This is a genomic window from Streptomyces sp. SN-593, from assembly GCF_016756395.1.
GTDB classification, from domain to species: Bacteria; Actinomycetota; Actinomycetes; order Streptomycetales; family Streptomycetaceae; genus Actinacidiphila; species Actinacidiphila reveromycinica.
Genome location: NZ_AP018365.1, coordinates 2,243,520 through 2,267,868, shown reverse-complemented (window position 1 = coordinate 2,267,868; position 24,349 = coordinate 2,243,520). Strand labels below are relative to the sequence as shown.

The window sequence follows — 24,349 nt, the reverse complement described above, 5'->3', positions numbered from 1 at the left end:
GCAGGCCGTCGCCGCGGGCGGCGCCGACGGGACCGCGCGCTTCGACCGCCGCCTGATACCCCCGATGGTGCTGGGCTCCGTGCTGAACCCGGTCAACTCGACGATCATCGCGGTCGCGCTGGTGCCGATCGGCAAGGCGTTCGGGGCACCGCCGTCGCAGACCGCGTGGCTGGTCTCGGCGCTCTACCTGGCCACGGCGCTCGGGCAGCCGATCGTCGGACGGCTCATCGACATCTTCGGCCCGCGCCGCCTGTTCCTGCTGAGCACCAGCCTGGTGGGCGTCGCCGGCGTGATCGGCACGCTGGCGCCCGACCTCGGGGTGCTGATCGCCGCGCGGGTGGTCCTCGGCTTCGGAACGTGCGCCGGCTACCCCGCCGCCATGGCGCTGCTGCGCAGCGAGGCCGCGCGGACCGGGCAGGACAGCCCGGCGGGCGTGCTGACCATGCTGGCGGTCGCCAACCAGACCATCGCGGTGATCGGCCCGCTGCTCGGCGGCGTGCTGATCGGACTGGGCGGCTGGCGCGTCACCTTCGCGCTCAACGTCCCGCTGTCCGTGCTCGCGGTCGGGCTCGGCGTCCTGCGACTGCCGAAGCAGGAGGGCGAACGGCCGGGAGCACGACGGGAGTTGGCCACCCGCATCGATCTGCCGGGCATGGGCCTGTTCGCGGCGATGCTCTTCTCCCTGCTGCTCTTCCTGATGAACCTGCACCTCGCCAACTGGTACCTGCCGCTGATCACCCTCGTCGCCGGAACCGCCTTCGCCGTAAGGGAGTTGCGCGCACCCACCCCCTTCATCGATCTGCGGGTGCTGGGCGGCAACACCCCGCTGCTCGCCACCTACGGCCGGTCGCTGGTCGCGTACGTCGTGTCGTACGCCTTCCTCTACGGCTTCACGCAGTGGACGGAGGAGGGCTACGGGCTGTCGCCCTTCCACGCCGGGCTGGTGCAGATCCCGATGTTCCTGGTGGGGATCGGCGTGTCCGTCACGGTCGGCCGCCGCCGCGGCGTGGTCGGGAAGCTGCTGCTCGGCGCGGTCGGGCAGATCGCGGCCTGCGTACTGATGCTGGGCCTGACCGCGGGCAGCCCGCTGTGGATGCTGCTCCTGCTGGCCGTCGTCTTCGGTGTGCCGCAGGGCGCGAACAGCCTCGCGTTGCAGAACTCCGTGTACTTCCAGTCCGATCCGGAGCGCACCGGGTCCTCGGCGGGGCTGCTGCGGACCTTCGGCTACCTCGGGTCGATGATCGCCTCCTCCGCCACCGCCGTGTCCTTCGGCGACCGCGCGAGCACCGGCGGGATGCACCACCTGGCGTGGTTCATGCTCGGCGCCGGGGCCCTGTACCTGCTGGCCACCGCCTTCGACCGCACGCTACGGCGCCTGCCGACCGGGGACGGGCCGGGGAAACGATCCGCCGCGTAGGCAAGGAGCAGCGAGCAGCCACCCGCCGACCGGCCCATCAGCCGACCGCCGACCGCCGACCCGCCAACGATTGACGACCAACGCCCGTGCCGCGCCCGCCCGTTCGGCGCCCGCGGCCACCCAGCCCGCCCCCCACCGCCTCCGCACCTCCGCACCTCCGCACCTCCGCACCTCCGCGTCTCCGTACGACGAACCACCCTCACGAAAGGCCGAACCGTGTCCCGTACCGCCCTGCTCGCCATGGACCTCCAGCAGACCACCCTCACCCATGTGTCCCCGGACTACCTGCCGGCCGCCGCGGCCGCCCTGGCGACCGCCCGCGCCGCCGGCGTCCCCGTCCTCCACGTCGCGCTGCGGCTGCGCGCCGGGCACGTGGACGCGCACCCGCGCAACAAGGTCTTCGGCGCCCTGCCGAAGCACCTGTTCACCGCCGACGACCCCGGAGCCGCCTTCCACCCCGACCTCGCCCCGGTCGGCGACGAGATCGTGGTCCACAAGAACCGCGTCAGCGCCTTCGCGGGCAACAACCTCCGGCAGATCCTCGCCGCTCAGGGCATCGACCACCTCGCCCTGGCCGGGATCGCCACCAGCGGCATCGTGCTGTCCACCGCCCTTGAGGCCGCCGACCTGGACTACCAGGTCACGGTCCTCTCCGACGCCTGTGCCGACTCCGACCCCGAGGTGCACGAGATGCTCCTCACCAAGCTGCTCAACCGCCGGGTGGACGTGGCCACCACCAAGGAGTGGGCGGCCGCACTGGAGTCCGCCCACTGAGCGCGACCGCGGGTCACCCGGCTACCGCACCGGGTGACCCGCGGCCCGGAGTTGGGGGAGAGTTCGGCAGCCGGACCGCGAAGTGCCGTGCCGCCGTAGGCGGGCGATCCCTAGCGTGACGCCGTTCGAATCCCCACCTTTGGAGTGGACATGCACGGCTCACCCGACAGCGCGCCCGGGTCCCACGAGGCGCACGAGACCAGCGGCGGCGAGGGCGGCCCGTGCGCCTGCCCGCGCACCGCGGACCTGGACGGCGAGGGCATCGCCGCCTCCAGCCGCCGCACCTTCCTGCGCGGCGCCGGCGTGCTGAGCGCGGGCGCGGCAGCGGCGGGTCTGCTCGGCACGGCCCCCGCGTACGCCGCCGCCGACAGCAAGGGCAGCAAGGGCAGCGCGGGCCGCGCGGGCAGCACCGACGGCAAGAGCAGCGGCGGCAGGGACGACGACCCCTACGGCCGGACGTCCATGACGCCCGCGCCGTGCGGGGAGTGGAGCCCGGACCCGGACGACCCGCGCTTCACCGTCGTGGTGATGCCCGACACGCAGTACCTGTTCGACCAGGACCGCATCCACCCGGTACCGGTCGAGGCGTCGTTCCGCTACGTGCTCGACCCGGTCGGCCGCGCGGGCGGCGACGACGAGAACATCGTCTTCCTGGCCCATCTCGGCGACGTCACCAACAACGGCCTGGCCGAGGAGTACACCGCGGCCACCAAGGTCTTCGACATGCTGGACCGGGCCGGCGCGGCGTACGGCGTGCTCGCCGGCAACCACGACGTCACCGGCGACGACCAGCGCGGCTCCACGCCGTACCTGGAGACCTTCACCCCGGCGCGGGCCCGGCGCAGCCCGGGCTACCACTCCTCCAGCCCCGACGGCTACAACACCAGCCACGTCTTCCAGGCGGGCGGCCGGTCCTGGATGCTGCTCTCGCTCGACTGGCGGCTGTCGGACCAGGGCTTCGCCTGGGCCAACGCGGTCATCAAGGCGAACCCGACGCTCCCGGTGATCGTCACCACCCACGAGATCGTCGGCTCCTACGACGACGGCACGGCGGGCCTGTCGGACTACGGGCAGCAGATGTGGGACGGCCTGATCAAGGACAACGACCAGATCTTCCTCACCCTCAACGGCCACTACTGGCCGCCCGGCAGCACCGTGATGAAGAACAGCGCCGGCAACGACGTGCACCTGCACATCACCAACTACCAGGACCGGTACTACGGTGGGGCGGGCATGATCCGCTCCTACCGCTTCGACCTGACCCGCGGGGTGATCGACGTCGCGACCTTCTCGCCGTGGATCCGCGAACTCGCCGCCGCCGACGAGCTGAACGACCTCGCCGCGAAGGAGATCGAGCTGACGTCGTCGGTCGACCGCTTCTCGACGGCGATCGACTTCGGGAAGCGGTTCGCGGGCTTCGCGCCGGTCCCGGAGCGCGCCGCCCGTCCGGCGCGGCGGATGCTGGTGCCGGGCACGCTGGCGTACTGGCGGTTCGACGAGGGCGGGAAGGCCGGCGCGAACGTGGCCGCGGGCACCGTCGTCAAGGACCAGGCCGGGCACGGCAACGACCTGGCCCTGGCGAGCGTTCCGGGCTCGGCCGCCGACGCGCTCACCTGGACCGGCGACCACCACCCCGACCAGCCCGGCCACGGCAGCCTCGTCTTCGCCGGCCAGGGCAACCCCGTCACCGGGGCGTACTTCCGGACGGTGGACGGCGCGCCGATCAACGCGCAGACCTTCAAGGGCGGTTACACCGTCGAGGCGTTCTTCAAGCTGCCCTCCGACTGGGACGGCGGCCGCAACGGCTGGTCGGCGATGCTCAGCCGCAGCGGCAGCGCCGCCAAGGCGGGCAAGGACGGCCCCACCGCGACCGCCGACGAGCCGATCCTGACGCTGAGCCTGTCCAGCTCGATCGAACTCCAGTGGAACGTCTACCCGCTCAACCAGACCGGCGCCGCCACCAACTGGAGCCACCTGCTCCAGCAGGAGGAGTGGTGGCACGTCGCGATCGTCAACGACGGCCGGATCACCAAGCTGTACGTCAACGGCTGCGAGGAGGGCCGCAACCCGGGCAGCGCGTCCGTCGGCCTCACCGCCCTCGACCTGCCCTTCCTGCTGGGCGGTTACGAGTGGGCCGGCGCGGTCAGCCAGGTCTTCCACGGTGCGATCGGCGACGTGCGCATCGTGGACCGCGCGCTGCCGCCGAGCAGCTTCATGAACGCCTGACTCCCCGCGGGCACCCGCGGTCGGCGGCGGGCACGGGGGCACCCGCGATCGGCGGCGGGCAAGGGGAGCCCCCGGGAACCCGCCGCCGGCCGACCCGTCCACCGGTGCGCGCGCCGGCCGGTCAGCCTGCCTCGACCGCGGGCTTGAGCACGTCCCGCATCCACTGGCGGTAGCTGGTGGGCGCGGTGTTCCGCGGGGTGCGTGCCACCGCGTTGTCCAGACCGTGCTCCTTGGCGACGTCCATGGCGATCAGGCTGCGGGCCATCGCCTCGGAGAAGCCACGGTCGACGAAGCGCCGCCGGTCCTGCTCGCGGTCGCCCCTCTCGTAGCGGACCGGGACGCCGAGCACCTCGGAGGCGAGGGCGGCGACCTCCTCGAAGGTCAGGTCCTCCGGCCCGAGGAGGTCGAGCGTGTCCTGCCCGGTCCAGCCGCGGTCCCGCAGCAGCCCGGCGGCGAGGTCGGCGATGTCGCGGGTGGCGGTGAAGGGGAGCCGCACGTCGCCGGGGATGGTGCCCCCGATGACGCCGTGCTGCCGGATGCCCTCCACCTGCCGGGCCAGGTTGTCCATGAAGGACGGGATGGCCAGCGCCCTGAAGTGCACGCCGGTGCTGCGGATCAGGTCCTCCATGGCCAGCGAGCCCGACACGTGGCCCGCGTAGAGCCCGCTGCCGCGGCCGAGCGCGGAGACGGTGACCACGTGCCGCACGCCGTGCCGCACGACGGCGTCGGCGAACGGGATGCTGAAGGTGACGTAGGCGTCGTAGACGCTCGGCGCGCGCACGTCCGCCGGGACCAGCCAGAACACGGCCTCGGCCCCGTCCAGCGCGCGCTCCACCACGTCCCCGTCCCGGTGCGAGCCGGTCACCACCTCCACCCGTTCGCGCACCCGCGCGGGCAGCCGCTCCGGGTCGCGCGCCACCACCCGTACCTGCTCGCCGTGCTCCAGCAGGTCCGCCAGGACCCGGCTGCCGATGTGTCCCGTCGGCGCGGTGACAACGATCATGATGCGTCCTCCTGCTCTGCCATCAAGTAAACTCTACCGTACCGTTTACTTTTTGGCGCGGCAAGGTCCACCGTCGACGGGCCGCCGTCCCGCACGGGCCGCACACGCCGCACGCCCCGCACGCGCCGGCCGGCGGGGCCGCGACCCGGTTCCCGGGCGGCCCCGCTGCCGTGCACGGACGTCTCAACGCCGCTGGTACTCCCGGGCCTTGAGGCCGATCTGCCAGCGGTAGAAGCTCATCGCCAGGGCGTAGTCCAGACCCGCGCGGCCGTCGAGGAAGCCCCGCCGGTAGACGTAGGCGTACGCGAAGGACATCAGCGGCTTGAGCGGCGCCTTGTGGAAAAGCTGCCCCTGGCGGGTCTTGACCCGGCGGATCTCCTCCTTCACCGACGGGTTGACCTCCAGCCACGCCTCCCAGTCCGAGTAGCGGTTGTGCCGGTCGAACCAGGTCCGCACCGGGTCGAGGTCCTCGTGCTCGATCGGGGAGCGCAGCCGGGCCGCGGACGGCGCGACCGGCTGGTAGTGCCCCTCCTGCTCGCCCATCCCGGGGGCGTCGAGGTCGCCGGGTTCCGGGAAGTGGCAGCGGGTGCGGTCGAGCAGGGCGCGCTTGACGATGGTGTGGCCGTGCCGCAGCCGCCGCCCGGCGAACCAGTAGCCGAGCGGGATGTCGAACGCGGCGACCGACGGCGGCCCGGCCGCGAAGACGCTCCGCAACTCGTCGAGCAGCGCGGGGCTCGGCGTCTCGTCGCCGTCGAGGAAGAGCAGCCACGGTATCTCGGGGCGGACCCGGTCCAGGCACCACTGCTTCTTCTTGGGGTAGCCGCCGTCCCAGGTGTACTCGACCACCTGCGCCCCCAGCCGCGCGGCGATCTTGCAGGTGTCGTCGGTGCTGTGCGAGTCCACCACGACCACCGCCTCGACGTGGCCGATGACGGAGGAGACCGTACGGGCGATGTTCTCGGCCTCGTTCTTGGTCGGGATGACCACGACCAGCGGGAGCGTGCTCACGAGGTCCTTCCGGAAGGGGTGGGGGACGCGGGGGCGGGCCGGCCCGTCCCGGCGGACGCGGTCGGCGTGCCGGACGCCGCGGGCGCGGTGATCGGGGGCAGCCAGGCGTAGCAGCCGCTGGAGGTGACCGTGTGCGCGTCGTTGGGCACCGTCAGCACGGCCCGCGCCGGGGTCGTGGCCGAGCCGGACACCAGCGTCCGGCCGTCCGCGGCGGCCACCCGCCAGGTGCAGCCGGAGGAGACGTTCGGCGCCCGGTAGCGGCCGGGGGCCACGGAGGTGCCGGCGACGGCGCGGGCGGCCACGGTGTGGCTGCCGTCGGCGAAGCCGTGCGCGGCCGCGGCCACGACGTACTCCTGGTCCGGGCACAACGAGCGCGCCGCCGCGGCGGCTCCGGACCTGCTGATGTCACCGGTGACGATGGCGCTGGCCGCCGCCGCCGGATCGATCGCGGAGGTGCGGGCCAGCCGCTCGCACACCTCCTGGCCGCCTTCGAGCACGGCCACCGGGTCGTCGCCCTGCGGCACCCGCCCGGACAGGTACTGCTTCTGCTGCGGGGAGAAGGAGCCGCCGCCGGGCGGCGTGAGCCGGCTGTCGGGGATCTTCGGACCGCCGGCGGCGGAGCCGTCCGCCTCGGCCGGGCCGCCGTCGGTGGTGGTGGCGGTGCCGGTCGCGGATGGGCCGGCGGCGTCGGGGCCGGCGGCGGAGGGGGCGGGAGCCGCGGACGCGTGGTGTCCGCCGCCGCTGCCGCAGGCGGCGAGCAGCGCCACCGCCGCCGTCACGAGGACGGCGGCGGTGGCGCCACGGCGTGGCCGGGCGCTCACCCGGCGGTTCCCAGCGTGTAGTGCTTCGCGATCTGGGCGGCCGTCAGCACGCTCGGGTAGACCGCGGCCTCGTCGATCGAGCCGGCGAGGTCGTCGCTGGTGGGCCGGGTCGGCCAGCCGTTGAGGTTGTCCCCGCCGACCCGCCAGTAGCCCGTGTACGCCTCGCTGCCGGTCATGGTGGTGCTCGACGCCTTGAGCACGCCGTCGACGTAGAGCTTGGAGCCGCCGCTGCCCTCGGTGGCGACCACCTGGTGCCAGGCGCCGTCGTTGTACTTCGCCGGGGTGGTGAGCGTCTTCACCGTGCCCGGGTTGATCCCGAAGACCACCTGCCCGCTGTTGAGCATGTAGATGTGCTTGTCGTAGTGGGTGCTGGTCTGCGTGGGGTCGTTGCCGAAGCCGATGATCTTGCCGCCGGAGGTGGTGGTGGTCTTGAACCACGCCTCGACGCTGTACTGCGTCGGCTGCGGGTGCGCGCGGTCGCTGTACGTCCACTGCGAGGTGCCGTTGAAGGTGTACGCCTTCGATCCCGGCACCGCGCCCGGCGTCACGCCGTGCACCGGTCCGCCGACGCTGACCCCGCTGTCGTTCGACGGCGAGGAGTCCGCGGTGTAGGAGCCGGACGCCGCGTCGTACCGCCAGTACAGCGTCGCGCCGTCGGCGAGCACTTGGGTCGGGTACGCCTCGGCCGAGGCCGGCACCGTCGCGGACGCGTTCGGGGTCAGCGCGGTGGTGTTGGTGCCGTCGCTCGCCGTGACCCGGTAGGTGTACTTCACGCCCGGGGTCACGTCGGTGTCGGTGAAGGTGATCTGCGGGCGCACCCACGGCAGTGAGCTGCCGGTGGTGGTGTAGATCGGCGTGGTCGCGCCGTTCCGGTACACCCGGTAGGTCAGCAGACTGTCGTCGTTGTCCAGGCTCGACTGCCAACTGACCTGCACCGCACCGGGTTTGATGCTCGTCACCGAGGTCTGCGGCAGGCTCGGGGCGGTGGTGTCGGGTCCGCTCGGGAAGCGGGTCAGGCCCTGCTGCGCGGTGCCGTTGACGGTGGTGAACTCCCCGCCGACCCACAGGTACTCGGTGGAGCCGACCGACGCGAAGGACATCACCCGCGGGCCGATCTGCTCACCTATGCCGTCGTTGGTGTCGGGGAACCAGGACACCAGGTGCGGGTCGCCGACCGGCTCGGCGAGCAGGTGCTTGCGCACCCCGTTGGGGTACTCGCCCATGCTGGAGCAGTCATGGGCGTGGCTGCCGCTGTACAGCACGCTGTCGTAGACCGCGACGGTCTGGGTGGCGCCCAGGCAGTCGTCCCGCCAGACCTGGCTGAAGTCGGTGAGGCTGAAGCGCGCCCGCCCGTCGAAGACACCGCCGCCGGTGCCCTCGTTGCCGGTGTAGAAGCTGTTGCTCGCCGGATCGACGTAGATGGTCTTGGTGACCGAGGTGGCGTCGAAGAAGCCGGTCGGGTACGCCTTCACCAGCGCACCGCCGGTGGCGTCGACCACCGCCAGGGAGTGCGAGTCCACGCCGTCGACGGTGTTGAAGTCGCCGCCGAGGATGGCGTCCTTGCCGTTGGGGGTCAGCGCGAGGGCCCGGCCGGGGTTGTCGACGTTCGGCGCCCACGGCAGCAGCGAGCCGTCGGCGGCGCTGACCGCCGCGTAGCGGTGCCGGGTGGTGCCGCCGACCGAGGTCACGTCGCCGCCGAAGTAGACCGCGTCGTCGGTGGCCACGATGGTGCGCACGGTGCCGGAGACCGCGGGGCGGAAGGTGGTGCTCACCTTGCAGGTGGCCAGGTCGATCGCGGCCAGGCTGCTGACGCCGGTGCCGCTGACCGAGCCGAAGAAGCCGCCCGCGTAGAGCGTCCGGCCGTCGGGGGAGACGGCCAGCGCCCGGACCGTGGCGTCGTTCGAGCCGACGGTGAACGTCGGCTGGCAGCCGGCCGGCTGGCCGGTGGCCGCGTCGAACGACGCGAAGTTCGCGGCGGCCGTCTCGCCGGTGCCGGCGGCGGCGCCCGGCGGGCGGATCGTGGAGAAGGTGCCGCCGGCGAACACGTCGCCGCCGGCCTGCGCCATCGCCCAGACGATGCCGTTCGTCTGGTAGGTGGGCAGGTTCCCGGCGGTGATGCCGACGGGTGGTTGCAGTGCGGTCGCCGGGGGCGGCCCCACCATCCCCAAAGCTGCGGCCGCCAAAGCGAGGGCGGCCGTCAACACCGGCCATCTGCGCATGCGTTGTTCTCCTCTGGAACGGAAGTGGTGCCGTGCGGTGGTGCGATGGTGCCGTGCTGTGCGGTGGTGCCGTGGTGCCGTGGTGCCGTGGTGCTGTCGCGGTGCCGGGCCAGGGCCCGGCACCGGGTCTAGCGGTCGATGCGGACGGCCGCGCCCGCGAGCTGGTCCGCCACCTGCTGCATGTCGGCGTCCACCATCAGCCGGGCCAACTCCTCGACCCTGACCCGTGGTTGCCAGCCGAGCAGGTCGTGCGCCTTGGAGGCGTCGCCGATGAGCGCGTCCACCTCGCTGGGCCGCTCGTACTTGGGGTCGTAGCGCACGTGCTCGGCCGGGTCGAGGTCGGCGTGCGCGAACGCCGTGTCGAGGAACTGCCGTACGGTGGCGGCCCGTCCGGTGGCCACCACGTAGTCCTCGGGCTCGTCCCGCTGGAGCATCCGCCACATCGCGTCCACGTACTCCGGCGCGTAGCCCCAGTCCCGGACCGCGTCCAGGTTGCCGAGGTAGAGGCGCTGTTGCAGCCCCGCCTTGATCCGGGCCACCGCGCGGGTGATCTTCCGGGTCACGAAGGTCTCGCCGCGGCGCGGCGACTCGTGGTTGAACAGGATGCCGTTGACCGCGTACATCCCGTACGCCTCACGGTAGTTGACCGTCGCCCAGTAACCGAAGACCTTCGCGCAGGCGTAGGGGCTGCGCGGGTGGAAGGGCGTGCCCTCGTGCTGCGGGGGCGGGGTGGCGCCGAACATCTCGGAGGAGGACGCCTGGTAGACGCGGGCGCCGATGCCACTGGCGCGCACCGCCTCCAGCAGGCGCAGCGCGCCCAGGCCGGTGACGTCGCCGGTGTACATCGGCGCGTCGAAGGAGACCCGCACGTGCGACTGGGCGCCGAGGTTGTAGATCTCGTCCGGCCGCACCTCGCGCAGCAGGTTCACCAGTGCCACCCCGTCGGCCAGGTCCGCGTGGTGCAGCACCAGCGACCGGTGCGCCTCCTGCGGGTCCTGGTAGATGTGGTCGATCCGCTCGGTGTTGAACGACGAGGAGCGGCGCACGATGCCGTGCACCGTGTAGTCCTTCGACAGCAGCAGTTCGGCCAGGTACGAGCCGTCCTGCCCGGTGACGCCGGTGATGAGGGCGGTCTTGCCCACGTGTTCCCCCAAGGATGGAGTGGTCGGGCCGGTGCCCGGGGCCGGTTCGGGCCGCCGGCACCGCCGTCGGACGTGCCGCTGGTCGGGCGGACACCCGGGACAGGGTGCCAGGGCAACTCGGCCGGATTCAGGGAATTGGCGGAATGAGGGGATCAGCGCCGTGCTGCCCCGATCGGCTGGCACAATCGCCGCCATGACCGAACTGCTGCCGCCCGCCGCCCGGATATTCGTCGCCGGCCACCGCGGGCTGGTCGGCTCCGCGATCGCCCGCCGGCTGACCGCCGACGGCCACCGGGTGCTGACCCGGACCCGCGCGGAACTCGACCTGCGCGACGCCGCCGGGACCGCCGCCTACCTGCGCGACACCCGGCCCGACGCGGTGGTGCTCGCGGCCGCCCGGGTCGGGGGGATCATGGCCAACTCGACCCACCCGGTGCAGTTCCTGGAGGACAACCTCGCCATCCAGCTGAGCGTGATCGCCGGCGCCCACCAGGCGGGTGTGCGCCGCCTGCTGTTCCTCGGCTCCAGTTGCATCTACCCGCGGCTGGCCGAGCAGCCCATCCGCGAAGAGGCCCTGCTCACCGGTCCGTTGGAGCCCACCAACGAGGCGTACGCGCTCGCCAAGATCGCCGGCATCGTGCAGGTCCGCTCCTACCGGCGGCAGTACGGCGCCGGGTTCGTCTCCGCGATGCCGACCAACCTCTACGGGCCCGGCGACAACTTCGACCTCGCCACCTCGCACGTGCTGCCCGCGCTGATCCGCCGCTTCCACGAGGCCGAACGCGACGGGCTGCCCGAACTGGTGCTGTGGGGCAGCGGCACCCCGCGCCGGGAGTTCCTGCACGTGGACGACCTCGCGTCGGCCTGCGCGCTGCTGCTGCGGGTCTACGACGCCGACGAACCGGTCAACGTCGGCTGTGGCGAGGACCTGACGATCCGCGAACTCGCCGAGACGGTCGCGGACGTGGTCGGCTACCGCGGCGCCGTCGGTTGGGACAGGAGTAAGCCCGACGGCACGCCGCGCAAGCTGCTGGACGTCTCCCGGCTGCGCGCGCTGGGCTGGCGGCCGCGGATCGCGCTGCGCAACGGTGTCGCCGCGGTGTACGCCGACTGGCGTGCCGGGGCCGGGTCCCGGTCTGTGCCCGGTTCCTGACCGCCCCATCAGTACGCCCCGCGTCCGTCGACGACCGCCCGCAGCGTGCGGGCCATCACGTCCACGTCGCCGGCCGGCGACCAGTTGTCGACGTACCGCAGGTCGATCGCCAGCGTCTCGTCCCAGGACAGTTCGCTGCGCCCGCTCACCTGCCACAACCCGGTGATGCCCGGGCGCACCGCGAGCCGGCGGCGCGCCACCTCGTCGTACCGGGCGACCTCGTCGGGCAGCGGCGGGCGCGGGCCGACCAGCGACATCTCGCCGCGCAGCACGTTCAGCAACTGCGGCAGCTCGTCCAGCGACCAGCGCCTCAGCAGCCGGCCGACCGGGGTGATCCGCGGGTCGCGGCGCATCTTGAACATCAGGCCGTCGTTCTCGTTGCCGCCGGACCGCTCCAGCTCGGCCCGGCGGGCCTCCGCGTCGGCCACCATGGTGCGGAACTTCCACATGGTGAACGGCACGCACGCCCGCCCGTACCGGACCTGCCGGTGGAAGACCGGGCCGCGCGAGCCGATCCGGATCGCGGCGGCCAGCACCGCGAACAGCGGCGCGAGCAGCAGCAGTCCGAGCGCCGCGCCGGTCCGGTCCAGCGCCGCCTTCAGCACCACCGGGGCGCCGTCCCGGATCGGCGGGGCGATGTGCAGCAGGGTCAGGCCCGCGGGAGCGTCGAGCTGGACGCGCTGGACCCCCACGTCCACCAGGCCGGGCACCACCGCGAGCGGCACGTCCGCGTCGTGCAGCGCCCAGGACAGGCGGCGCAGCCGCTCGGCGTCCAGCCGCGGCCCCGGCAGCAGCAGGACGAGTTCGGCCCGGTGCTCGCGCACCGCGCCCAGCACGATGCCCGCGTCCTCGGCCGGCCCGGTGGGCGCGACCGCGCCGAGCCGGGTGGTGACGGGTGCGCCGCACGCCAGCTTCGCGCCGCCGACCGGGACCGCTCCGACCACCACGTAGGCGTGGTCGGTGCGGGCCGCGAGGTGGCCGACCACGTCGTCGGCCGCACTCGGTTCGCCGACCACCAGCACCCGCCGCACCGCGTGCGCGCTGCGCCGGGCGGTGGCCAGGTGGCGGTGGGTGGCGGTACGCGTGGCCGCCGCGACCAGCGGGGCGAGGGCGATGCCGGCCAGGGCCAGTGACGCGTCGGCCCGCTCGTCGAACGCGGTGCGCAGCACGGCCAGCACGCCGAGCAGCACCAGCCAGTCGCCCAGCACGGCGGTCAGGCCGCTGCTCTCGCCGAGCGCGTCGGAGGTGTAGCGGCGGCGGAAGGCGCGCACCGCCAGCCAGGCGGCGGCCGCGGCCGCGCCGCAGGCGGCGGCGTGCGGCTGCCCGGTGCGGTCCAGTACCGCGGTCAGCGGAAGGGCGGCGCCCAGGGTGTCAGCGGCCAGGGTCGACGGCAGGTACCAGGGCGCCTTGTCGCCGTAGCTGCTGTGGGCGCGGTGGACGCCCTGCCAGCCGTGCAGGGCGTGGGCGGCGCGGGCCCGGTACGTGTCCGGGGGCGCCGCCGCGGGCCGGGACAGTCCGGGTGCCACGGGCGGCGCGGGTATGACCGGTGGCGCGGGTATGACGGGTGGCGGGGGCAGGGTCGGCGGCGGGGCCGCCGCCGGTATCGGCCGCGGGGCGCGGGCGTCGCCGCCCTGGGTCATGGCGCCGACCGCGTGCTGCCGGGCGCCGGCCCGGGCGGAGCGTGGTCGTGGTTCGCCGTCCACGGACACTGCGGGCAGGGCAGGTGTTGCCGGGGTTGTTTCGATACGCCGCATGGACCCCCCTGGCACATCGCGACCGACGAGGAGCCCCAGCACTTCCCCAAGTGCTGGCGCTCCGTGACACCAGCGAACGTTAAGCCACCTGAGGTCCGTTCCGCTGCCGATTGCGCATATTCGAGTCGATGTCATGACAGAGTTAACCTGCGTGTCGTACAGGGTCGGTTCGACGGTGGACGACAGCGCGCCCGCGCGCAAGAGGGCCTGCCCGCGCCGCGCGGGCCGCGGACCCGCGCGGGCGCACCCCGGGCCTGGTCAGGGCGGCGAGGGCCGGCGCGAAAGCCCTCTAAAGTTGGCTCTCGTGTCCCTCGTTCCCACCGTGCACCTGCCCGACGACCTCGCCGCGGCGCTCACCCGCCGGCTCGCCGCCACCGTCCCGACCCAGGCGTCCGCCCAGGTGGACCGGCTGATCGAGAACTACCGCGGCGCGACCCCCACCGCCGCGCCGGTGCTGCGGGACGCCGCCGACGCGGCCGCGTACGCCGCGTACCGGATGCCCGCCACCTACGCCGCCGCGCGCTCGGCGCTCGCGGCGCTGCGCGCCCGGACCGCCGGCTGGACGCCGGCGGTCCACCTGGACCTCGGCGGCGGCACCGGCGCCGCGCGGTGGGCGGTCGCCGACGCGTGGCCCGGGGACGCCGGCCCGGCCGGCACCGTGCTCGACTGGTCGGCGGCCGCGCTCGACCTCGGCCGGGCGCTCGCCGCCGGCTCCGCGACGCCCTCGGTCCGTGCCACCACCTGGACCCGCGCCCCGCTGTCCGGCGCGCCCGACCTGCCGCCGGCCGACCTCGTCACGGTCTCCTACGTGCTCGGCGAGCTCACCCCCGGCGACCGCGCCGCCCTGGTGGACGCCGCCGCCGGCGCCGCCCGCGCCGGCGGGGTGGTGCTGGTCGCCGAACCCGGCACGCCCGATGGCTACGCCCGGGTCATCGCCGCCCGCGACCGCCTCACCGCCGCCGGGTTCACGGTGCTCGCGCCCTGCCCGCACAGCGGCCCCTGCCCGGTCACGGGCACCGACTGGTGCCACTTCGCCGCGCGTGTCCCGCGCTCCGCCCTGCACCGCCAGGTCAAGGGCGGCACCCTGCCGTACGAGGACGAGAAGTTCAGCTACGTCGCCGCGCTCCGTCCGGCGGGTGCCGGGGCCGACGCGGCGCCGGCCGCCCACCGTGTGGTCCGCCACCCCCAGACCCGCAAGGGGCAGGTCCTGCTCGACCTGTGCGCGGCGTCCGGCGACCTCACCCGCACCACGGTCAGCAAGCGCCTGGGCCCCCTCTACCGCGCCGCCCGCGACGCCCGCTGGGGCGACCCGTGGCCGCCGGACGGTACGGAGCGGGAACGGCCCGAGCCGTCGGAGTAGGGACCGGCCGGGTGCGGGTGCGGGTGCGGGTGCGGAACCCGAACCGGACCGGACCCGAACCGGACCGGACCCGGAACCCGGAACCCGGAGCCGGAACCGGACCCGGGCAGCGGGGCGCCGGCCTCCCGGGCCTACAGCCAGCCGACCCGGCGGAAGGCGCGGTAGCACACGCCCGAGAGCACGGCGGTGACGCCGAGCATGATCGGGTAGCCGTAGGTCCAGCCGAGTTCGGGCATGTGGCGGAAGTTCATGCCGTAGAAGCCGGCGATCATCGTCGGGATGGCGAGGATCGCGGCGCCCGCGCTGATCCGGCGCATGTCGACGTTCTGCTGCACGGCGAGCTGGCTGAGGTTGGCCGACAGCAGGCCGTCCACCAACTCGCCGTAGCCGACGAGGTGTTCGCGGACGTGCGAGAGGTGGTCGGCGACGTCGCGGAAGTAGCGGCCCATCTCGGCGTCGATCAGGCCGTCGGCGCCCTCGGTGAGGCGTTCGAGCGGCCGGGCCATCGGGAGGACGGCGCGCTTGAACTCGATCAGCTCGCGCTTGAGCTGGTAGATGCGGCTGGCGTCGTCGCCGTGCTCGGGGGAGAAGACGTCGGACTCCAGGGTGTCCACGTCGAGTTCGACCGCGTCGGCGACGTCGAGGTAGTCGTCCACCACCTGGTCGGTGATGGCGTGCAGCACCGCCGACGGGCCGTGCACGAGCATCTCCGGGCGGCTTTCCAGGGCCCGCCGGACCCGGGCGAGCCCGGGGGCGCTGCCGTGCCTGACCACCACCACGAAGTCCGGGCCGAGGAAGATCATCACCTCGCCGGTGTCCACCACCTCGCTGGTCGCGGTGAGCTTCTCGTGCTCCACGAAGACGATCGTCTTCAGCACCAGGAAGAGGGTGTCGCCGTACCGCTCCAGCTTCGGCCGCTGGTGCGCGTGGACCGCGTCCTCGACCGCGAGCGGGTGCAGTCCGAAGACCCGCGCGATCTCCTCCAGGTGCTCCGCGTCCGGCTCGTGCAGGCCGATCCAGGCGAAGCCGCCCCGCCTGCGCGCCTCGTCCAGCGCCTCCTGCGGCGGCAGCGACGCGGCCCGGCAGCCCTCGTCGTAGACCGCGCAGTCCACCACCACGTCGGCGGTGCAGCGGCGCTGCTCGGGCAGTTCGCCCCCGCCGGCGTCGAGGGAGTGCCACCGGCCCGCGCGCCGCCACTGGCGCCCGAAGCCGCGCCGGGAACCGTCCTTGCGGTGGATCACCGCGGGCCTGTACGTCATCGTGCCTTCTCCAGTACCGCTCTCGCCGCGTTGTGGCCGGGGACGCCGCTGACCCCGCCGCCGCGGACCGCGCCCGCGCCGCAGAGGAAGACGTTCCCACAACCGGTGCCGACCCCCCAACGGCCTGTGGCCTGGGTCACATCGGTGCCCGGGCCGCCCGCCTCGTCGGCCGCGTCCGCCGCGTCCGGAGCCTGCGCGTACGGCCAGGACAGGTCGCGGTGGAAGATGTGGCCGCCCGGCAGCCCCACCTCCCGCTCCAGGTCGAGCGGCGACTTCGCCTCCAGGCACGGCCGCCCGTCCGCGTCGGTGGCCAGGCAGTCCGCCAGCGGTTCGTCGAGCACCGCGTCGAGCTGGGCCAGCGTCGCCGCCAGCAGCTCCCGCTTGGTGCCCTCGGGGTCGGCGGCGAAGAGCCGGGCGGGCGCGTGCAGCCCGAACAGGGTGAGGGTGTGCGCTCCGGTCGCGGCGAGTTCGGGGGAGAGGATCGACGGGTCGGTGAGGGAGTGGCAGTAGATCTCCGACGGCGGCGCGTCCGGCACCCGCCCCGCGGCCGCCTGCTCGTACGCCGTCTGCAACTGGCGGTAGCCCTCCGCGACGTGGAAGGTGCCGGCGAAGGCGTCCGCGGGGTCCACCGCGCGGTCCCGCAGCCGCGGCAGGCGGCGCAGCAGCATGTTCACCTTGAGCTGAGCGCCCTCCGGACGGGGCGGGCGCGGTGCGCCCAGCAGGCCGGCCAGGGCGTGCGGGGAGGCGTTGACCAGCACGTCGCGGGCCGCGACCGTGTGCGTCCGGCCGGTCGCGGCGTCCTCGTAGGCCACCTCCGCGACCCGGCCGTCCGTCGCGATCGAGGTCACCTCGGCGCCGGTCACGATCCGCGCGCCCGCGGACCGGGCGGCGTCCGCGAGCGCGTCCGTGAAGGCGCCCATCCCGCCGATCGGCACGTCCCAGTCGCCGGTGCCGCCGCCGATGACGTGGTAGAGGAAGCAGCGGTTCTGGCGCAGCGACGGGTCGTGGGCGTGGGTGAAGGTGCCGATCAGCGCGTCGGTGAGGACCACGCCGCGCACCGTGTCGTCGGCGAACGCCGCTTCCACCGTCTCGCCGAGCGGCCGCTCGAACAGCGCCTCCCAGGCGGCCGGGTCGGCCACCTTCCGTTCCAGCTCCGCCCGGGTCGGCAGCGGCTCGGTCAGCGTGGGGAAGACCCGCCGGGCGACGTGGGCGGTCATCGCGTAGAACCGCTGCCACGCCTCGAAGTCCCGCTCGGAGCCCGTCAGTCGCGCGAACTGCTCCCGGGTGCGCGCGGTGTCCCGCGCGTCGACCAGCAGCCCGGTGTCCCGGTGCGGGGTGTAGGACGAGATGCCGCGGCGGCGCACCGCGAAGCGCAGCCCGAGGTCGTCGACGATCTTCCGGGGGAGCAGGCTGACCAGGTACGAGTACCGGGACAGGCGGGCGTCCACCCCGGTGAACGCCCGGGTCGAGACCGCGGCGCCCCCGGTCGCCGGCAGGCGCTCCAGCAGCAGGACGCTGCGTCCGGCCCGGGCGAGGTAGGCCGCGGCGACCAGGCCGTTGTGACCGCCGCCCACGATCACGGCGTCGTGCTGCGCATCGCGTGGTAGGTCCATCCCCGCACTGTACGGGGCCCCGCCCCGCCCGGGCCCCCACCCGGCGAGGTGCGCCACCCCGCCACCGAGCCGCCGCGCCACCCCGCCACTTGCGCCGCCGCCCCCGTGCACCCCGCCGCTCACCCCGGCGGCGGACACCTCCCCCGGCGGACACCTCCCCCGGCGGACGTCTTCCCCCGGGGACCTGGACCTTGCCCCCGGGACAGGCCCCACCGTGGACCGATGACGAACCGACCGGCCCGGCAACGACTCCTGTCCGAGCAGCGCGCCTACTACCGCGCCCTCGCGCCCGACTACCTCGACCAGCGCCTCGACCTCCCGGGCGGCGGTGAACTCGCGGCCGCCCTCGACGCGTTCCGCCCGGTGGGCCGGGTGCTGGAATTGGCGTGCGGCCCGGGCACCTGGACCGCCCACCTGCTGCGGCACGCCGACGAGGTGACCGCCGTCGACGCGTCCCGCGAGATGCTGGCCATCGCCGCGGGCCGCGTCCCGGACGGCGCCCCGGTGCGCTTCGTCGAGGCCGACCTGTTCGACTGGGCGCCCGACCGCCGCTACGACGCCGTCTTCATGGGGTTCTGGCTCTCCCACGTACCGGAGGAGCGGTTCGCGTCCTTCTGGTCCCTGGTGGCCGCCGCCCTCACCCCGCAGGGCCGGGTGTTCTTCGTGGACGACGGCCACCGGACGCCGGAGGAACTGGTCGAGGGCCCGGCCTCGTCGACCGTCCGGCGGCGCACCCCGGACGGCACGGCCTACCGGATCGTGAAAGTCCCCTACGAACCGGCGGAGTTGGAGGGGCGGCTGCGCGCGCTCGGCTGGGCGGTCGCCGTCAGGGCGACCGGCGGGCCGTTCTTCTGGGGCGCCGGGCGGCGGTCCCGGCGCCCCGCCGCGGAGCGTTAGGGCCGCAGCTCCAGGGTGCAGCACTTGACGCTGCCGCCGGCCTTGTGGAACTCGGACATGTCGACGGCGACCGGCACGAACCCGCGGCGGCGCAGCGGTGCGCGCAGTCCCCGCGCGGCCCGCGGCAGCAGCACGTTGCGGCCGTCGCTGACGGCGTTGAGCCCGAGGACGGCGGCGTCGGCCGCGGTGGCCAGCAGGGCGTCGGGGAAGAGGCGTTCGAGGACCGCGCGGCTGCCGGGGGTGAAGGCGCCCGGGTAGTACATGATCTCGTCGGCGGTGTCGTCGAGCACCGCGAGCGCGGTGTCGAGGTGGTAGTAGCGGGGGTCGGTGAGTTCGAGGCTGATCACCGGCCGGCGGAAGAACTCCTGTGCCTCGTCGTGGGCCAGCGGGCTGCTGCGGAAGCCCTGCCCGGCCAGCAGCCAGGAGGAGGTCACCGCGAAGTCCCCCTCGCCCTCGTTGACGTGGTCCGGTTCGCGGACGTCCGGGTAGCCGCGGGCGCGGAACCAGGCGAGGTGCGCCGGAGCCTCCGCGGTGCGCTCGGGGTTGGCGAACCGCGCGCCGAGCACGCGGCCGTCCACGACCGTGGCGCCGTTCGCCGCGAAGACCATGTCGGGCAGGTCGGGCAGCGCGTCCAGCACCTCCACGGTGTGGCCGAGCCCGCGGTAGCGGTCGCGCAGGTCCTCCCACTGGAACAGGGCGAGCGCCGGGTCCACCGGTTTCCGGGGGTCCATCCAGGGATTGATGCTGTACGTCACGCGGAAGTGCGCCGGTGGGCACATCAGGTACCGGCGGGGCGTCGCGGTGCGCAATGGGGGCTCCTCGGGGGGTGGGTGAGTGCCTGGCCTGCACGGCGCGCCCGCGATCCGGACGATCGGCCCGGGGACGGGGACGCGCGGTCCTGGAGTGATTGTGAGACACCGCCACAAGGTTCCGATACCGCGCGTCCGTGATCTTTTGACCGCCGCGACGCCCCTTCCCCGGCCCGCGGGCGAGGACTTGGGGACCCTCGTCCGCCGAGGTCGCGCGGCCGGCCCACCCCGGGGGACGGTTTTCTTCCGGTCAAACTAAGGTTAGCCTTACCTAAGTCGCTGGGGGTCCGCTTCCCCTGGGGGAGCGGTGTGCCGGGTGTCCGGAAGAAGAGAAGGGGAGGGGTATGCGCACGGTCCGACGAGGTGGTGAAGTCCCGCGCGTCCGGGGGAGGTCGGTCCTGGGCCGCCGGGCCGGCTCCGCCGCGCTCGCCGTCGCCCTGGCCACCGCGGCCGCCGCCTGCGGCGGAAGCGGCGGGGCGGCCGCGCCGACCGCCGAGGGCGGTTCGGTCGCCGCCGCCCACAACGCCGTGCGGCCCTGGTCCCGGCTCACGCCGCTGGCCGACCCGCGCGCGTACCAGGGGCCCACCACCGCGAAGGTGTCCGACGCCGACATCAGCCCGGTCACCACGACCCCGCACCCGGTGCTGCCGGCCGAGGTCGTGGACCACCAGGGCACGAAGGTCACCGTCCGCAGCACCGACCGCATCCTCGCGCTCGACCTCTACGGCACGCTGTCGGCGACCGTCTACGGGCTGGGACTCGGCCCCCACCTGGTCGGCCGCGACCAGTCCACCGGCTTCCCCGAGGCGGCGAAGCTGCCCGTGGTCACCGGGAGCACCCACCAGCTCAACGCCGAGGCGATCCTCAAGCTGCACCCGACCGTCCTCGTCACCGACACCACCCTGGGCCCCTGGGACGTGGTGCTCCAGATGCGGTCGGCCGGCATCCCCGTGGTCGTCGTCAGCGCCGAGCGCGGTATCGGCACCGTCGGGTCGCTGGTCGGCGAGGTCGCCGCGGCGCTCGGCGTCGAGCCGGAGGGACGGCTGCTCGCGCAGCGGCTGGACCGTCAGATCGCCGCGGAACGCGCGCAGATCGCGAAGGTGGTCCCCGCGGACCCCTCCCGGCGGCCGCGGATCGTGTTCCTGTACGCCCGGGGACAGGCGGGCGTCTACTACGTCTTCGGAAAGGGCTCCGGCGCGGACTCGCTGATCGACGCGGTCGGCGGCGTGGACGTGGCGACCGAGGCCGGGATCAAGGGATTCAGCCCGCTCAACGCCGAGGCGCTCGCGAAGGCCGAGCCCGACGTGATCCTCATGATGACGCTCGGCCTGAAGTCCGTGGGCGGTGTCGACGGCGCGCTCCGACTGCCGGGCGTCGCCGAGACCGAGGCCGGCAAGCACCGGCGGATCGTGGACATGAGCGACTACCAGGTGCTGTCGTTCGGGCCGCTCACCGCGCCCGTGCTCGACGGCCTGGCCCGCGCGTTGTACGCGCCCGGCCAGGACGACGCCGCGAAGACGGCCACCGGAGCGGCGTCGGCCACCCCCACCCCCACCGCCACCGCCACGGCCTCCGCCCCCGCCCCCGCAACCGCCACGGGCGGCGCGCGGTGAGCGGGACCACCCGGCAGGTGCGGCCCGCCGAGGACGCCGGGCGGTGGGAGGGCGACCGCGGCGGCACCGTCCACCCCGCCGGGACCGGCGGCACCGGCCGCGCCCCCGCCCCCCTGCCCGTGACCGGACACCGCCGCACCCGCGTCACCGTGCTCTTCGCGGGCCTGGCGCTCGCGCTGGTGGCGGTCTCGCTGGCCTCCGCCGCCCTCGGGCAGTACGGCATCGGCTTCGGTGACGTGGCCGCGTCCGTGCTGCACCGTGCCTCGGGCCCGCTGCACCTCGGGCACCCGGTGCCCGACCACTTCGCCGAGGAGACGCTGTGGCAGGTGCGGATGCCCAGGGTGGTGATGTCCCTGCTGGTCGGCGCCGGACTGGCGTGCGCGGGGGCGCTGATGCAGGGCGTCTTCGGCAACCCGCTCGCCGATCCCGGCGTCATCGGGGTGTCGTCAGGGGCCGCGATCGGCGCGGCGGTGGTCATCGTCACCGGGTTCTCCGCGTTCGGCGCGTTCACCGTGCCGGCGGCCGCCTTCTGCACCGGCCTCGCGGCCACCCTGCTGGTGTACGCGCTGTCCCGTTCCGGCGGACGCACCGAGGTCGTCACGCTGGTGCTCACCGGGATCGCGGTCAACGCCGTCACCGGCGCGGGGCTGGCGTTCTGCACCTACTTCGGCGACCAGACCGCCCGCGACCAGATCGTCTTCTGGCAGTTGGGCAGCCTCAACGGCAGCCGCTGGGTCTACGTCGGCACCGTGGCGCCGTTCGTCGCCGTGGGCACGGCCGGCGCGCTGTGGCTCGCCCGGCGGCTCGACCTGCTCGCCCTCGGCGACCGGGCGGCCCGCCACGTCGGCGTGGACGTGGAACGCCTGCGGCTGACCGCCATCGTGCTGGTCGCGGTGATGGTCGCGGCCGGAGTCGCCTTCAGCGGGGTGATCGGCTTCGTCGGTCTCGTGGTGCCGCACCTGGTGCGGATGGCGGTCGGCCCCGCGCACCGGGTGCTCGTCCCCGCCTGCGTGCTGGGCGGAGCGGTGCTGCTGGCCGCGGCCGACCTGGTGGCCCGGACCGCGGTCCGCTACGCGGACCTGCCGATCGGCATGCTCACCGCGGCCGTCGGCGGCCCCTTCTTCTTCTGGCTGCTGCGCCGCACCCGGACCCGTGCGGGAGGCTGGGCATGAGCGGCACCGCACCGGCCGGGACCGGTACGACGGCGGGCGCGACGGACCCGGTGCCCGGCCGGGCGGACCCGGCCGCCGGCGGGAACGGCACGGAGGCCGGCGCAGGACCCGGCCGCGGGCCCGCCGGCGGGCCGCTGGCGCGGCTGCTGCGCCGCCGCACCGGGACGCCTCCCGGCCTCGCGCCCGGCGAGGTGGCGCTCACGGCGTCCGGTCTCGGCTACCGGGCCGGCCCGCGGTGGCTGGTGCGCGACGTCGACCTGGAACTGGTGGCCGGCCGGGTGCTCGCCGTCATCGGCCCCAACGGAGCCGGCAAGTCGACCCTGCTGTCCCTGCTGGCCGGAGACACCCCGCCCAGCGCTGGCGCGGTGCGCGTCGGCGGCCTCGACGCGCGCCGGGCGCACCCGGCCGAACTCGCCAGGCGCCGGGCGGTCCTGCCCCAACAGCCGCTGCTCTCCTTCCCGTTCACCGCCGTCGAGGTGGTGGCCATGGGCCGTGCCCCGTGGGCGGGCACCGAGCGGGAGGACGACGACGAGGCCGCCGTCGAGGCGGCGGTGTCGGCCACCGGGCTCCGACCGCTGGCCGACCGCGCGTATCCCGGCCTGTCCGGCGGGGAGCAGGCGGCCACCTCGTTCGCGCGGGTGCTCGCCCAGCGCGCGGGAGTGCTGCTGCTCGACGAGCCCACCGCGGCCCTCGACCTGCGCCACCAGGAGCAGTTGATGCGGCTGGCGGCGGAGTGCGCCGCCGCCGGGCAGGCGGTCCTGGTCGTGCTGCACGACATCCAACTGGCCGCGGCCTACGCCGACGAGATCGCGGTGCTGGCCGGCGGCCGGCTGGTCGCCCGCGGCAGCCCCGGGGCCGTGCTCACCGAAGCCCTGCTGGAAGACGTCTACGGCCTGCCCGTGGAGGTGCTCCGGCACCCCGGCCACGGCGCCCTGCTCGTCGTCCCGCGCCGCGCCGGCCGGGCGTCCGGCGCCCCGGGCGCCGCCCCGGGCGCACCGGTCCCCGAGGCGGACACGGCCCCGCCCGCAGACCCGTCCACCGCCGAGGCGGCCGGCCCGGCCGGCGCGCCCCGGACCGCCTCCGGGAGCCGCCCGGCACCGGGCACCCAGTCCGCCACCGGCGCCACCAGAAGTGAGGAAGCCCCATGAACCGCACCCCGCACCGCAACCGGACCCGGCTCGCGGCCGTCGTCGGCGCGCTGGCGGCGGCGGCCTGCGCCGGCGGCCTCGCGGCGGCGGACCCCGCCGCCGCGGCCTCCGCCCGGGTGGTGGTCGGACCGGCCACCGCCGACCCCGACTACGCCACCACCCTCACCGTCTCCGGCACCGGATTCCAGTCGGTCAAGGGCGGCTTCGGCGGCATCTACGTGCTCTTCGGGACCGTCGGCGGCACGTGGCGGCCCAGCCAGGGCGGCACCAGCGGGACCGACTACGCCTATGTCCCGGACTCCCAGACGAAGGACAACCACGGCTTCGAGAGGTTCGTGTCCTTCCCCGGCGGCAGCACGCTGTCGGAGGCCAACGGCGGAGTGATCGCCGCTGACGGCAGTTGGCACACCACCCTCGTGGTGCCCGGCGCGAAGTTCACCGCGGGCGGCACCGGCGGCACCTCGCGCGCGGTGGACTGCACCGTCGAGCGGTGCGGCGTGATCACCATCGGCGCCCACGGCGTGGTGAACCCGCAGAACGAGACCTTCACACCGGTCGCGTTCGCGGCGCCGGGGACCGCGGGGAAGGCGGCGGGGGCGACGGCGGACGGGAGCGCGGGGAAGACCCCGGCCTCGGGCGGCGGCACCTCCGCCACCCCGTCGGCCCGGCCGACCGCCACCGCCACGACGCCCCCGGCCACGGCGGCGTCCCCGTCCACCGCGGGCGCCGCGCCGAGCGCGCCGGCCGCACCGGCCACGGCGCCCCCGACCACGCCGGTCGCCGCCTCGCTGACCACCTCGTCGGCGAGCGGCGTGAAGATCGGCGCGATCGCCCTGGCCGCCGCCGCGCTCGTGGTCGGCGGGGTCCTGGCCGCCCGGCGGCTGCGCGGGCGCGGCGGGGCCGCCCGCTGACCCGCCGGTCCGGCGGGTCAGCGCACCCGCCGCGGGTCCCCGGCACGTGC

19 protein-coding genes are annotated in these 24,349 nt (G+C 74.6%); 10 read left to right on the top strand and 9 right to left on the bottom strand.

The window, feature by feature from the left end; all coding sequences use genetic code 11:
- Positions 1-64: 64 nt before the first annotated feature.
- From RVR_RS09315 to RVR_RS09305, 3 genes are all read left to right on the top strand, one after another.
- Positions 65-1,417, top strand: a complete 1,353-nt coding sequence (locus RVR_RS09315) for an MFS transporter (protein WP_202238502.1) — start codon at positions 65-67, stop codon at positions 1,415-1,417.
- Between the two features lie 216 nt (positions 1,418-1,633).
- Positions 1,634-2,191: a cysteine hydrolase family protein gene (locus tag RVR_RS09310; RefSeq protein ID WP_202233394.1), complete on the top strand. Its 558-nt coding sequence runs from the start codon at positions 1,634-1,636 to the stop codon at positions 2,189-2,191.
- Between the two features lie 150 nt (positions 2,192-2,341).
- Positions 2,342-4,417 carry a LamG-like jellyroll fold domain-containing protein gene (locus RVR_RS09305; RefSeq protein ID WP_202233393.1) on the top strand — a complete coding sequence of 692 codons (2,076 nt, stop codon included), beginning with the start codon at positions 2,342-2,344 and terminating at the stop codon, positions 4,415-4,417.
- Positions 4,418-4,538: 121 nt separating this feature from the next.
- Here the strand turns inward: RVR_RS09305 and RVR_RS09300 are convergent, their stop codons facing one another.
- The 5 genes from RVR_RS09300 to gmd all read right to left on the bottom strand — a co-directional run bounded on the left by RVR_RS09300 (position 4,539) and on the right by gmd (position 10,610).
- Positions 4,539-5,420, bottom strand: a complete 882-nt coding sequence (locus tag RVR_RS09300; RefSeq protein WP_202233392.1) for an NmrA family NAD(P)-binding protein — start codon at positions 5,418-5,420, stop codon at positions 4,539-4,541.
- Between the two features lie 183 nt (positions 5,421-5,603).
- Entirely contained in the window at positions 5,604-6,428 is an 825-nt protein-coding gene (locus RVR_RS09295; protein WP_202233391.1) for a glycosyltransferase family 2 protein, read from the bottom strand.
- The gene (locus RVR_RS09290; RefSeq protein WP_202233390.1) at positions 6,425-7,249 is read right to left on the bottom strand and encodes an Rv1352/Rv1906c domain-containing protein; all 825 of its coding nucleotides are present in this window, start codon (positions 7,247-7,249) and stop codon (positions 6,425-6,427) included. Before RVR_RS09290 ends, RVR_RS09295 begins: the two co-directional genes overlap by 4 nt.
- Entirely contained in the window at positions 7,246-9,468 is a 2,223-nt protein-coding gene (locus tag RVR_RS09285; protein WP_202233389.1) for a LamG-like jellyroll fold domain-containing protein, read from the bottom strand. The genes RVR_RS09290 and RVR_RS09285 overlap by 4 nt, the downstream gene beginning before the upstream one ends.
- 128 nt (positions 9,469-9,596) lie before the next feature.
- On the bottom strand, positions 9,597-10,610 hold the full coding sequence (gene gmd, locus RVR_RS09280) for a GDP-mannose 4,6-dehydratase (RefSeq protein ID WP_202238501.1): 1,014 nt from the start codon (positions 10,608-10,610) through the stop codon (positions 9,597-9,599).
- A gap of 193 nt (positions 10,611-10,803) precedes the next feature.
- Between gmd and RVR_RS09275 the strand changes: the two genes are divergently transcribed.
- The gene (locus RVR_RS09275; RefSeq protein WP_202233388.1) at positions 10,804-11,763 is read left to right on the top strand and encodes a GDP-L-fucose synthase family protein; all 960 of its coding nucleotides are present in this window, start codon (positions 10,804-10,806) and stop codon (positions 11,761-11,763) included.
- 8 nt (positions 11,764-11,771) lie between these two features.
- Here the strand turns inward: RVR_RS09275 and RVR_RS09270 are convergent, their stop codons facing one another.
- Complete coding sequence (locus RVR_RS09270; protein ID WP_430393118.1) at positions 11,772-13,289, bottom strand: exopolysaccharide biosynthesis polyprenyl glycosylphosphotransferase; 1,518 nt, start codon at positions 13,287-13,289, stop codon at positions 11,772-11,774.
- A 532-nt stretch (positions 13,290-13,821) separates the two neighbouring features.
- Between RVR_RS09270 and RVR_RS09265 the strand changes: the two genes are divergently transcribed.
- A complete protein-coding gene (locus tag RVR_RS09265; protein WP_430393117.1) occupies positions 13,822-14,877 on the top strand; it encodes a small ribosomal subunit Rsm22 family protein in 1,056 nt (351 codons plus the stop codon).
- Between the two features lie 131 nt (positions 14,878-15,008).
- On the opposite strand, the gene RVR_RS09260 is transcribed toward RVR_RS09265, so the two are convergent.
- Positions 15,009-16,136 carry a magnesium and cobalt transport protein CorA gene (locus tag RVR_RS09260; protein ID WP_202233385.1) on the bottom strand — a complete coding sequence of 376 codons (1,128 nt, stop codon included), beginning with the start codon at positions 16,134-16,136 and terminating at the stop codon, positions 15,009-15,011.
- Entirely contained in the window at positions 16,133-17,749 is a 1,617-nt protein-coding gene (locus RVR_RS09255) for a phytoene desaturase family protein (RefSeq protein WP_202233384.1), read from the bottom strand. The genes RVR_RS09260 and RVR_RS09255 overlap by 4 nt, the downstream gene beginning before the upstream one ends.
- A 222-nt stretch (positions 17,750-17,971) precedes the next feature.
- On the opposite strand from RVR_RS09255, the gene RVR_RS09250 reads away from it, so the two are divergent.
- The gene (locus RVR_RS09250; RefSeq protein ID WP_202233383.1) at positions 17,972-18,646 is read left to right on the top strand and encodes a class I SAM-dependent methyltransferase; all 675 of its coding nucleotides are present in this window, start codon (positions 17,972-17,974) and stop codon (positions 18,644-18,646) included.
- Here the strand turns inward: RVR_RS09250 and ddaH are convergent.
- Positions 18,643-19,455 (bottom strand): dimethylargininase, encoded by an 813-nt coding sequence (ddaH, locus tag RVR_RS09245; RefSeq protein WP_346731442.1) that lies wholly within the window; start codon positions 19,453-19,455, stop codon positions 18,643-18,645. The two genes, RVR_RS09250 and ddaH, sit on opposite strands and share 4 nt — an antisense overlap.
- A gap of 344 nt (positions 19,456-19,799) precedes the next feature.
- Here ddaH and RVR_RS09240 point away from each other — a divergent pair, with 344 nt between their 5' ends.
- Genes RVR_RS09240 through RVR_RS09225 form a run of 4 tightly spaced genes read left to right on the top strand, consistent with a single transcriptional unit; the run spans position 19,800 to position 24,299 of the window.
- Entirely contained in the window at positions 19,800-21,068 is a 1,269-nt protein-coding gene (locus tag RVR_RS09240; RefSeq protein WP_202233382.1) for a heme/hemin ABC transporter substrate-binding protein, read from the top strand.
- The gene (locus tag RVR_RS09235; RefSeq protein WP_430393116.1) at positions 21,065-22,240 is read left to right on the top strand and encodes a FecCD family ABC transporter permease; all 1,176 of its coding nucleotides are present in this window, start codon (positions 21,065-21,067) and stop codon (positions 22,238-22,240) included. Before RVR_RS09240 ends, RVR_RS09235 begins: the two co-directional genes overlap by 4 nt.
- Complete coding sequence (locus RVR_RS09230) at positions 22,237-23,388, top strand: heme ABC transporter ATP-binding protein (RefSeq protein ID WP_430393115.1); 1,152 nt, start codon at positions 22,237-22,239, stop codon at positions 23,386-23,388. The genes RVR_RS09235 and RVR_RS09230 overlap by 4 nt, the downstream gene beginning before the upstream one ends.
- On the top strand, positions 23,385-24,299 hold the full coding sequence (locus RVR_RS09225; RefSeq protein WP_202233381.1) for a hypothetical protein: 915 nt from the start codon (positions 23,385-23,387) through the stop codon (positions 24,297-24,299). Before RVR_RS09230 ends, RVR_RS09225 begins: the two co-directional genes overlap by 4 nt.
- The last annotated feature ends 50 nt before the right edge of the window (positions 24,300-24,349 follow it).

Excerpts from the sequence above, each read along its gene's own strand:
- RVR_RS09230 (WP_430393115.1), top strand. The coding sequence starts at position 22,237 with ATGAGCGGCACCGCACCGGCCGGGACCGGTACGACGGCGGGCGCGACG.
- RVR_RS09315 (WP_202238502.1), top strand. The coding sequence starts at position 65 with ATGGTGCTGGGCTCCGTGCTGAACCCGGTCAACTCGACGATCATCGCG.
- RVR_RS09285 (WP_202233389.1), bottom strand. The coding sequence starts at position 9,468 with ATGCGCAGATGGCCGGTGTTGACGGCCGCCCTCGCTTTGGCGGCCGCA.
- RVR_RS09305 (WP_202233393.1), top strand. The coding sequence starts at position 2,342 with ATGCACGGCTCACCCGACAGCGCGCCCGGGTCCCACGAGGCGCACGAG.
- RVR_RS09255 (WP_202233384.1), bottom strand. The coding sequence starts at position 17,749 with ATGGACCTACCACGCGATGCGCAGCACGACGCCGTGATCGTGGGCGGC.
- RVR_RS09275 (WP_202233388.1), top strand. The coding sequence starts at position 10,804 with ATGACCGAACTGCTGCCGCCCGCCGCCCGGATATTCGTCGCCGGCCAC.
- RVR_RS09300 (WP_202233392.1), bottom strand. The coding sequence starts at position 5,420 with ATGATCGTTGTCACCGCGCCGACGGGACACATCGGCAGCCGGGTCCTG.
- RVR_RS09260 (WP_202233385.1), bottom strand. The coding sequence starts at position 16,136 with ATGACGTACAGGCCCGCGGTGATCCACCGCAAGGACGGTTCCCGGCGC.
- RVR_RS09240 (WP_202233382.1), top strand. The coding sequence starts at position 19,800 with ATGCGCACGGTCCGACGAGGTGGTGAAGTCCCGCGCGTCCGGGGGAGG.
- RVR_RS09225 (WP_202233381.1), top strand. The coding sequence starts at position 23,385 with ATGAACCGCACCCCGCACCGCAACCGGACCCGGCTCGCGGCCGTCGTC.
- RVR_RS09250 (WP_202233383.1), top strand. The coding sequence starts at position 17,972 with ATGACGAACCGACCGGCCCGGCAACGACTCCTGTCCGAGCAGCGCGCC.